We start from the raw sequence: 11,989 nt of genomic DNA, 5'->3' as shown, positions 1-11,989 counted from the left end.
TAGATAGGTTGTTTGGAAATTGTTGTTTTTTTGCGTAAAATCTAAACTATCTATGAAAAAAATTATTTTTTCACTAGCCCTTGCTATGGCTAGTTTTTTGGCAATGGGACAAACACCTACCGTTTCTATTTCCGACCATAATGACAATGTAGACGATGCGTTACTAGATTGTACCTATAATTTTATCCCTCCTCAAAGAATCCAACTTACCGCTACGTATCCGAGTTTGCAATCGACTACCGATTATACAGCTGCTACTATACCGTATGGTTTAATCGGTAATTTGTCCGACGGAAACCCTGTTGCAATTACGGGTGATGATGTTTGGAGTGCTACCGTGCCGATTGGGTTTACTTTTTGTTTTTATGGCAATTCCTATACGTCTTTAAACGTTTCTGATAACGGAATCGTTCGTTTTGGTTACAACCCATCCACACCAGAAGGTTCGTTTTCCTCGATTACCAATAGCACTCCGAGTCCGTCTTTAATTCGCAATGCGATTTTTGGAGGCTTTCAAGATTATATTATGGCACCAGTTGGGTTTGGTTGTGCAACTGGTGAAGATTGCGGTTCCATTAGTTATTATACAACAGGAACCGCTCCTTTTCGACAAATGGTAGTCAATTTTAACGGATTGAACTATTTTAACTGTTTGGGAGCCAACGCCATTAAGGCTTATTTTCAAGTGGTGTTGTTTGAAACGACTAATGCGATTGAGATTCATGTGCAAGACAAACCATTACCTTGTTTAGGTAATAGTAGTGCGAATGGAAACGGTAACTCGTTAATTGGTTTGAATAATTCCAATGGGACTTTGGGTGTGGCTGCACCCGGTAGAAATACGTCTGAATTTGCAGTGAGCAATGAATCCTATGTTTTTACACCTTCAGGAGCTTCGGCAACTTCTATTGTTTGGACCAATCAATTTGGAGTAAACATTGGAACAAGTAATCCTATCGAAGTAATTCCACCACAAGCGGATACTTTTTATACCGCTACGGTTACTTATAATACCTGTATTCCAAGACAAATTCAAGGTGTTTTTACTGTTACCTATGATCCGAGTTTTCCTGCTTCCCCCGATATTGTTCGAAATGTTTGTGATGCTACAGCTCCATTTCCTAGTGAAATATATGATGTGGAAGCTTTGGTAACGCCAATAGGTTCAGAAGTGATTAGTTTTCATGGTTCCCAATTGGAAGCGGACAATAACCTGAATCCGTTGGCCAACATGAATGCGTACAACTTAGCCACTGCGGTTACTACTTTATATTATCGTAGAACTTTAGGAAGTTGTTATTCTACTGGTAGAATTACCATTAATTTATATCAAACCCCCGATTTAAATGATGTGACGTTGTACTATTGCGATGTAAATAATGATAATGTAGAAAGTAACATTTATTTGCCGGGTTTAACCAATCAAATTGCAGGGTATACCAGCTCTTGGATGTCGGTGCGCTATTTTCAGAATCTAGCCAATGCCACTGCAAATGTCAATCCGATTACCTATATCAACCTGACGAATCCACCTGGTTTTTATGATGTGTATGTACGGGTTTATAATACAGCTCATCCTGAGTGTTTTGATATTATTACCGTGCGTTTGGAGTTGTTGCCGCGTTTGGTATTAGATGTGCCTACAGTTGCTTGTATACCCGATACCAATTTCGATTTGAATGAAATTTTTGATCTTACGAGTATTCCAATTACCGCTTCAGTTGGACCAATAAATCCTGCGGATTTGCAATTAACCTACTATACCTCTTTGGCAAATGCCAATAACCAAACCAATGCGATTGGTAATCCAAATGCGTTTAATGTGAGTATTCCACAAGGGCAAACGGAAACCACTATTTATGTGTTAGCCAATGCTTTGGGTTATTGTTTTGGTGTGGTTCCAGTAACCTTAACATTCTGTATTGCTGATGGTGGTGATGGCGGCGGTGGCGGCGGAGGCGGAAACGGCGGTTTTGGAGGTTTAGGTGCTTGTTTGGAAACAGGGGATGTGATCCCTACTTTCGATTTGAATGTGGTGTATACCAATGTGATGCAAGCCGTTCCCGTAAATCCAGTGCCAGCGGCTGTTGGTTTTTACACCACCTTATTAGGAGCGCAAACCGCAGATGCTGCTGTGCTTTTAACTCCAGCAGAAGTGAGTGCCTATACTCCTGTAGCTCCTTATTCGGAGATTTGGGTGCGATTTATAGATGCCAATGGTATCGTTGGAATCAAAAGAATTATTGTGCCTTTGAAATACAAACGACATGAAATTATCGAATACGAAATCTGTGATGTTTTTAACGATGATACAGAGTTTATCGATATGGAAAATAGTCCCGTTCCTGTTTCCTATTTACAAGCCATACGCAATGATAATCCAGGAGAAACCGTAACGGCTTATGCTTCTATGGCTGATTATCTTACCAATTCCAATCCGATTACTACGATTACCTTAAACGGTCCGTTAACCACTGTGTATGTAAAAGTTTCGTCTTATGGGTGTGATAGCGACTATACCTTGAATTTCAACTTGAAACCCTATGATATTAAAACACCCATAGTTACTCAAGTTTGTGATATTGATGCGGATGGAGTTGAGGTTTTTGATTTGACTACTTTGTTACCAACGGTCGATGTTACGGGTTATACCACTCCTGTTTTAACCTTACATCCAACCTTGAATGATGCCTATTTGAATACCAATGTGATTGCGAATGCCACTACATACAATGTAACGACTACCACAACGGTTTTTGTAAGGGTAGAAGAGACAGCGGTTTTACCACCTAATACACCTGTAGTTTGTCCGGCTATTCAGGAATTTCAATTTGGGTTTTATGATTCTGTGGATGTGAATCCCATTGGCACACAAGAATATTGTGATTTAGATGATGATAACCAAGTTGTGTTAGGCAATTTAAATAGTTTGGTAACTGCTATTGTTATCGAAGATCCTTCACAACCAATTATTAGAAGATTATATACGAGTTTGTTAGCAGCACAAACCAGTGATGCGGTTTATGAGATACTACCCGATTGGGATTTGTTTACCTATGATACGACGATCTTGGGGACTTCTGGTACAATTTATTTACAACTGACCAATTCGGTTACAGGTTGTACGCGTATCGTGCCGATTGCCATTGAAATTCGAACGTTACCACTATCAGTTATTACTATTGTAAACCAATGTGATTTTGATAATGATAATAGCGAGGCAATTGGAGATTTTCAGGTTTTTAATGCGCAGATTATTTCTGTAAATACCGTTTTATATACGTTTCAGTATTTTGAAACCCTTGCCGATGCTACTGCAGGAACACCAGAATTGCCAGTTGGTTTTACAGTGCAAGATGGAAGTGTGGTTTATGTCCGCATTCAAAGCGGATTGAATCCGGGATGTTCTCGTGTGTTCCCAATTGAAATTGATTTTCAACCAACTCCTTTGGTAACAAGTATTAATCCGTTAGTGTGTGATAATTTAGGAAATGGTTCCGAAACGATTAATTTATTCGCTTTCCAAAGTCAATTGGTTACTTCTATGACAGGCTTAACGTTCCAATACTATACCAGTTTGGCCAATTTACAAAACAATATCAATGCTTTGTCTAATGCGAATGTGACCAATTTTAATGCGATTTTTAATAGTTCCAATGTGGCACAAACGGTTTATGTTAAAGTGATTGATAATACTACTCAATGCTATTCGGTTGCTACCATTACACCTGAGCGTTTGTCACTTATTGAAGCTTATGATGCGATTCAATTTAGCTGTGATATTTCTACGACCAATCAATTACAAGCGATTTTTGATTTAGAAGCTTCAATACCTCGTGTAGGAACCCAAGGAATGATTAGCAATCCAAATGATTATACCATTTCTTTTCATACCAGTAATGCCAATGCAGTAAATAATGTGGCTGAGATTGTTACTACAATAAATTATACTGTAGTGGCCAATCAAACCACAGCGATATATGTTCGTTTTCAAGACAATATAACCGGATGTTTTACTGTAAAAGTACTTGAATTGCAGATTTATAACTTGCCAAAATTCGTTAATAGTGTCTATGATATTTGCGATGGAAATTTAGATGGTATTTATGTTTTAGATTTGGCTGAATTAAATGGTACTGTGGTAGAAGACCCAACGCCATTTACTTTTCAATATTTTAATTCCGAAGCGGATGGTTTAGCAGGCATTAATCCGATAACGAATACTACCAATTATACGATTCCTTTGGCAGATTTTCCCAAAACCATTTATGTAAAAGGAACCAATGTGAATAATTGTAGTAAGGTAAAAGCGGTGATTATTGGTTTAGTGCCTAATGTACCGATGTTAACCAATGCTGCTACGCTTACTGAATGTGATCCAGACAATGATGGGGTTGCTGTTTTTGATTTAACCGATGCAACGAGTTTGCTTACAAATGCAACTGGAGTAAGTTTTGCATATTTTACCAGCTTGTCAGATATGCAGAATAATACCAATGCACTAGTAAATCCTAACAATTATGAAAATGCAGGACCGAATCCAAGTGTAGTTTATGTACGATTGAGTCGTGCGAATAATTGTGATACCTATGCTACCCTAACATTAAATCCTTTTTATGAAGTGTATGATTTTCCAGTCTTAACTCAATTTTGCGATAACAATGCAGATGGAACAGAAATAATAGATTTAGGAGCAACAGTGTATGGTATTTTGAACATGTATACACCAGCTTCATTGAATTTACAATTTTATACTTCTTATGCTGATGCATTGGCCAATACAAATAGTATTCCTTCTGTGTATACGTTTACCAATTTTACAACTCCTATTTTTGTTACCATAACCAATATAGCTACCAGTTGTCCAATTATTAAGCAGTTGGAATATGCTTTTTATGCACCAATTGTATTAACTCCGCATACTGTTCAACTTTGTGATCTAGATCGAAATACTACAGAAATTATTAATTTGTCTTCTTATTTTTCGAATTTACATGCAAATGCATCCAATTATACAATCACTTCTTATCTTACACAAAATGGGGCTGAGAATGAAGTTGCATCGGAATTAATTTCGAATTCCAATTATTTGCAAACGGTTGCCAATCAAACCTATTGGGTGCGTTTTGAAGATGTAGCGGGTTGTTATTCCGTTACTTCTGTAACTATAGAAATTGTGCCGTATCCTAATCCGTTAACGCAACCCTTAAAAATTGAATTATGTGATGTTACTGGGAATCATGATTTAGTAGAAATTTTTGATATCACTCAAAATGAAACCTATATTAGAAATGGAAATAGCACTTGGAACATAACCTATTATGAAACGTTTCAAGATGCGGAATTAGCATTGAATCCTATTGCGAATCCAACGGCTTATTCTTCTGCAACAACCAGTGTTTGGATACGAGTGGTAACCACACCTATTAGTACTTTAACGAGTTGTGCTGTACTTATTGAGCAAGAATTAGAAGTGATTCCTTTGCCAATGCCAAGAACAGATCCTCCTAAAATTCTTTTGTGTGATGACAATTTAACAGGAGATTTACAAGAGTCATTTGATTTAAGTACTAATATTGATTATATTCGAAATGGAGATGTAACGGCATTGGTTTCCTATCATGCTTCTTTAAATGATGCGCAGTTAGGAATAAACGCGATTACTTCAGTGACGAATTATTTTTCTGGAACAACTAGTATTTGGATAAGAGTACAATCTGATGTAGCTACCACTTTACAAAATTGTGCTATAGAAGTAGAGCAAGAAATAGAGGTAGTAGCGAAGCCAACTAATTTGGTTACCAATTTGCCTGCTTTAATTGCTTGCGATGATATTAATTCAGGGAACTTGACAGAAATTTTTGATTTGAGCTTAAATACAGGCTTGATGTTGAATGGGAATGCCTATCAAGTGAGTTATCATGAGTTGGCTACTGATGCGCAAACGGGACTGAATCCGATTTTAAATTTTACGAACTATGAAACAGGAAGCACTACTATTTATGTAAGAATTATTACTGTTCCTGTAAGTGTTTTAACCACTTGTGCGGTAGTAGTTCCTCAAACTATTATTGTGAATCCGCTACCAGCAGTAGTTCCTGTTACACCTTATTTAAGCTGTATCATCAACACATCTGGTGAAGCACAGTTTGATTTGGAAACCAAAACTACAGAAATTTTAAATGGACAAAATCCGAATCAGTTTTTGGTTAGCTATCATTTGTCAGAAAATGAAGCAAAATTAAGAATCAATCCTATTAATTCGCCTTATGTAAGTGTTTCTACAACTGTTTGGGCAAGTATTTTGAATACTCAAACCAATTGTATTGCCACGGTTTCTATTGCATTGGTAACTGAAAATGCCGTTTTTGCAGTTGCTCCAAGTCCTATAACAATTTGTGATGAAGATGGTGTAAATGACGGTTTCCATGTGTTTGATTTTAACCCTTTGGTACCAAATATTTTAGGCTCTCAAAATGGAAATTCTGATATATCAATTCATTTTTATGCATCTGAAATGGATCTTTGGTCAGATCAGCCCATCGCAGATATTTCAAACTATATTAATGTAAGTAGTCCACAAACCATTTATGTAAAAGTCGTAGATGAATCTACACAGAACAAATGTATGGCGACTACAAGTTTTGATATTAGTGTTCCCATGTTACCTAATCCAACACCTCAAGATGGATTTATCTGTACAGATCCACTAACTAATCAGTTGATTTCCACTTTTACAATCGATTCGGAATTAGATAATAATGCCTATACCTTCCAATGGTATCAAGAAAGCACCTTACTTCCCAATGCAACTGGACCTACTTTAGAAGTGTCACAAGGCGGAAATTATTTTGTAGTGGCTACTGACGTTATTACAGGTTGCGTTTCTGAGCCAATCGGGAGTACAGTTATTGTTTCTCAGCCAGCAGCGGCTTCTGTTAAAGTAGAATATTCATTTGAGGATAGTATTCACATCATTGTTACTGCAATTGGGAATGGAGTTTATGCGTATGAGTTGAATAACGAACCTGTTCAAATGTCTAATGTTTTTCAAAATGTATCTGCTGGAATGTATACCATTACGGTTTATGACACCAATGGTTGTGAGCCAGTAACTTTAGAAGCTATTGTATTAGATTACGATAAGTTTTTCACTCCAAATGGAGATGGTTATAATGATACTTGGCACATTAGAGGGATACAAAATCAGCCGAATGCGAAAGTGTACATATACGATCGTTATGGTAAATTTTTAAAAGAATTAGAACCCGATAAAGAGGGTTGGGATGGCACCTATAACGGCCACAATTTGCCTTCTACCGACTATTGGTTCACAGTTTATTATAGAGAAAATGGTACCGATAAAGAATTTAAGTCACATTTTAGTATGAAACGATAATTTTTAATTTAATACAAACAACAAACAAAATGAAAACAAATTACAATTTAGGTAAGCTTGCAATGTATGTAGGTTTATTTATGGCGCATTTGGTTTATTCCCAGACGGTGAATAATCAGCCCATATTTGAAACTTTTCAAACAGGTCAAGTTTTTACATCTATTACTACAGATGGTAATAATAATGTATGGGCTGGAACGACGAGTCAAGGTCTTTTCTTTATGGATCAGACGCAGCAAGCACCAACTTTTTCTGCACAATCATTGGGAACAAATCCTGTAATTGGGAGTACAAGAATCACTTCTATGGCAAAAGATCAGTCGGGTAATATTTGGATTGCTCATGAAGGTATTAACACAACTGGAGGAGTAGGAGGAATTGAAAAAGTGAATGTAACTACTTTAGCCGTGCAACATTTTGGTCCAGGAATCAATGCTAGAGGTTTTACGGTTTATACAGAAGGTGATGGTATTCCAACTAGAAGAGTACAACAAATAGTAGTTGATCCAAATAATAAAGTTTGGACAGCACATCGCTATCATGATGTAACAAGTTCTCCTGATTATATTGTTACTCCGGGTTCTATTAGTTCGAGAATAGCTGATGCTAGTGGTCCCTTTGAGAACTATAGTACTTGGAACGATTGGCAGAATAGAGCTACAACAGGTATTATGTTAGAAGGATTACCTTATCCAGCTTATACTTATAACCCACCTGTTAGTGTTAGTCCCGATAGCAGAACTGTAAACGCAATTTTTGTTGATAGTGAGTTTATTTACATCAGTGTATATGGATATAATGATTCGAATGGGGTTTTTAATTCATCGGGGAATGTAGTACCTACTACCTATTTGAAACCAAGATTAATAAAATATACTAACTCAGCTGTACCGCAATTTGTTTCAGAAGTAACAACTCAGCAAGCTGGTTTTTCAACATCAGGAGGCATATTTAATGGGGTTTATGCAACAGAAAAAGGAGTTTGGACAACCACACCATTAGTTGGAAATGGTTTTTCTGTTTTAAAAGATGGTGTGTGGACAAATTTGAATAGTACTAATTTTTCAAATATTATACCTGCTGGAGCACGTTTTAATACAAGGGCAATTTGGAGTAATCAATATGGGAATGTTTTTTTTGGAACCGACAAAGGGTTAATAGTATATGATGGTAGAGGTTCTGTAACTGAAGAGAAATCATACACATTATACAATCAAGAAAGACATGGTTTACTATCTAATAATATTTTAGCTGGAACTTCTGAAACTATTGTAGATGATTCTGAAGAAGAATTGGATTATAAATTAAATCAATGGATTGCAACCGATAATGGAATTATAAAGGCAAATATTGGTTCTGTTCCAACAGATGATGAGTATGCTACCGATGTTGTTGCAAGAAGGACTAGTCAAAATACAAATGCTAGAAGAGTTTTAGATGAAATGGAAACTAGAAGTAATATTCCAGGAGGTGATCCTTCTTATCATGAATATACCATTATTACAGAAATTTGTGATAAAACTAGAGTTTACGATGCAAATAATGTTTGTATTCCATGTACTCAAGAGCATGTTTACAGAACGATGCAAGAGTATTCAAAATTTCAGATTGCGTCTCCTCTTGTGATGAGTCAAGATGCAATGCCTAATGGTTTTTTACTTGATTTAAGTGAACAAGATTTTATAGATATTAATAATACTGTTAATACTAAAACTGAACATATTGAAAACGCATCTGATATTTTTGCAACTTCTTCTCAAAGTGTTCAAGATAAATTTAACAATAGTAATAGTAATTGGATTCCTGATTTAACTCAAATACCTTCTTCTGAATCATTGGTTCATGATAAAGATGAGTTGAATGAAATACAGAATAACTTTAATAAAGAGCCTGAAGAAACAGCTGATAAAATAGAATGTAAAAATGATAAAACCTATAGGCTTTATAATTCTCCAAGCTTTATAGGTGGTAGAAGAGTTTTTAAACTTTTATCTTTTCCTTCTTGCGCATATCCAGTAGAGGATGTATATTATGACCCTATCACAATGTTTGTTTATGATAAAACGTATACCATTATTAACTTTACCAAACAAGGGCATGCACTTGACCCGGGTATGGTTGCTAGAAGTGTGGTAGAAGTTGATAATAAGATTTATGTGGTGACTTCAGGTACTGGTTATCATTTTTGTCAAGGTAATTTCTCAGGAAATAAATTAGCAGACTTGTCAAGAAGACTCAATCTTATTGAAGGATGTATTATTTTCAAAAATGCAGATATTGCTTTGAAAAAATTTATTAATGGTCAAAACTAACTATAAAATAAAAATTATGAAAAAATATATAATTATTTTAAATCTTATAGCAATCTCTTTTGTACAAGCACAAACAGAATTATTGATTAATAAAAATTGGGAAATACAACAGTATTATTCTATTCTTACTCAATCTCCTGATGATAGGATTGTTCATTATTCAATTGATAATACAGAAATTACCTATCCAGATTACACAGGTTTAGTGTATAGATTTAATGAAAATAATAATTACCAAGCCTATTTTAATGTTACTCCTAGTGAAATTACTGAGAGTACCTGGTCTTTTGGTTCGAATAACGCTCTTATTATTAATGGGAGAACATATGAAATCTTAGAATTGACCAATGAAAAATTACTGATATCATTTTCAAGTTTTTTTATTGATACACCTACAATTCAGGAATTTCCCTTAACTAATTATTATGAATTTAAAAATATGAGTACCTTATCTTTAGAGGAGAATGTACTCGCTAGCAACTATCATTTTTTTCCTAATCCAGTAAAAAAGAATCTTTACTTTACATATAATGAGGATAATAATGCTCACAAAATCGAGATTTATAGTATAGATGGTAAGAAAGTATTAACCTTTCCATTAGAGAAAGTTGGTAAAGAACAAGAAGTTTCATTAGAAAGTTTAAAACAAGGGGTTTATCTTTTAAAACTTTATGATAATAGTAACCGTATTTTACAGGTAAGTAAACTTTTAAAAGATTAATTTTTTTAATCCAAAATTAAAAGAGGCTGTCTGTTGAAGAGGACAGCCTCAATTTTTATGTTTCACTTTTAAATGTATCATTTTTCTGAAGTTTTGGCTATATTACGTATCATACCTCCAAAAATAAAAAAGTGGAAAGGAATTAAGGTGTACCAATACAACCTGCCTAACCAACCTTTAGGCCTGAAGGTTGCAATTTGATGTAAGATGTTTTCTTCGTCAATGCGAAATTCTAACCAAGCTTCTCCAGGTAAACGCATTTCAGCAAATAGCAATAGTCTCTTTTTTTCTCGGTCCGCCAATAGTACTCTCCAAAAGTCCAAAACGTCTCCATTATCTATATGTGTAGGATGTGTACGACCTCTTCGTAAACCCACACCACCAACTAGTTTATCCAAAAAACCTCTTATTTTCCACATCCAGTTGCCGTAGTACCAACCTTTTGAACCGCCAATAGACCAAATATTATCCAAAGTTTTTTCAAGATTCTTTACAGGAATAGTTTGATGATCTGTTAAACAACCGTATTTCGGTATTTGAATGAATTCGGTTAAGTTTTTTCGAAAGCGACCGCTGACTAAACTGTCTTTCCAGCTAGAAATAACTAAGTTTTGTTCAATTTTTAAAAAAGCCAATTCAATAGCTTCAACATAGCTAATCGAATGTATATTTAATAATTCTTGTAAGTTATTGGCTTTTGCAATAACTTCAATTTTCATACTGTCTACTAAATTCATGGCTAATTTATAAGAAGTTGAGGTTACAAAATACAACCAATAGGAAGACAATTTTGGCGTCATTACAGGAACAGTAACAATCCAGTTTTTAAAGCCTCTAGTTTTGGCATACAACTGAAGCATTTGTTTATAAGATAATACATCTGGTCCTGCAATATCAAAGGATTTATTATAACATTCGTCATGAAATAACACTCCAATTAAATATTGAATAACGTTGCGAATGGCAATAGGTTGGGTTTTCGTTAAAACCCACTTAGGTGTAATCATAAAAGGAAGTTTTTCACATAAATCGCGAATAATCTCAAACGAAGAACTTCCTGAACCAACAATGATTCCCGCTCTTAAAACTGTTAATTTGTAATCCCCTTGATATAAAATGTCTTCCACATTTTTTCGTGATTGCAAGTGTTTGGATAAGTGCTTGTCGTTTACAATGCCACTTAGGTAAATAACCTGATGTGGTCTCATGTGCAGCATATAGGTGTTGAAGTTTTCAGCTGTTTTGGATTCCATTTCATCAAAAGCAGTGGTTGAAGACGTCATGGAATGAATGAGATAATAAGCAACATCTATATTTTGAGGAAGATTGTCTAAATTAGGTTCCAATAGAAAATCAACTTCCCAAATATGAATAAGTTTAAGGGTTTCTTCATCGATTCCTAAACGATTCTTGTCTCTTACACAACAAATTACTTCATGACCATTGGCTAGAAGTTCGGGTAACAACCGTCTTCCTACATAACCATTGGCACCCGTAAGTAGAATTCTCATAAAAAGATTTTTCTTTAAAGTTACTAAGAAAAACCATTAAACATTC

At 35.2% G+C, this 11,989-nt stretch carries 4 protein-coding genes; 3 read left to right on the top strand and 1 reads right to left on the bottom strand.

Annotation, left to right across the window (positions count from 1 at the left end; translation table 11 throughout):
• The first annotated feature begins 52 nt into the window (after positions 1-52).
• The 3 genes from FHG05_RS01025 to FHG05_RS01015 are packed head-to-tail and all read left to right on the top strand — an operon-like array spanning position 53 to position 10,432.
• Entirely contained in the window at positions 53-7,399 is a 7,347-nt protein-coding gene (locus tag FHG05_RS01025) for a T9SS type B sorting domain-containing protein (protein ID WP_140996157.1), read from the top strand.
• 29 nt (positions 7,400-7,428) lie between these two features.
• The gene (locus FHG05_RS01020; RefSeq protein ID WP_140996156.1) at positions 7,429-9,711 is read left to right on the top strand and encodes a ligand-binding sensor domain-containing protein; all 2,283 of its coding nucleotides are present in this window, start codon (positions 7,429-7,431) and stop codon (positions 9,709-9,711) included.
• A gap of 16 nt (positions 9,712-9,727) precedes the next feature.
• Positions 9,728-10,432 carry a T9SS type A sorting domain-containing protein gene (locus FHG05_RS01015; RefSeq protein ID WP_181369125.1) on the top strand — a complete coding sequence of 235 codons (705 nt, stop codon included), beginning with the start codon at positions 9,728-9,730 and terminating at the stop codon, positions 10,430-10,432.
• 77 nt (positions 10,433-10,509) lie between these two features.
• Here FHG05_RS01015 and FHG05_RS01010 read toward each other — a convergent pair whose 3' ends face one another.
• A complete protein-coding gene (locus FHG05_RS01010) occupies positions 10,510-11,943 on the bottom strand; it encodes an SDR family oxidoreductase (protein ID WP_140996154.1) in 1,434 nt (477 codons plus the stop codon).
• Between the last annotated feature and the right edge of the window lie 46 nt (positions 11,944-11,989).

This window comes from Flavobacterium profundi (assembly GCF_006491645.1).
In the GTDB taxonomy this organism is placed as follows: Bacteria; Bacteroidota; Bacteroidia; order Flavobacteriales; family Flavobacteriaceae; genus Flavobacterium; species Flavobacterium profundi.
Note: the sequence above shows the minus strand (reverse complement) of the source record. Positions and strands in the feature narration are given on the sequence as shown.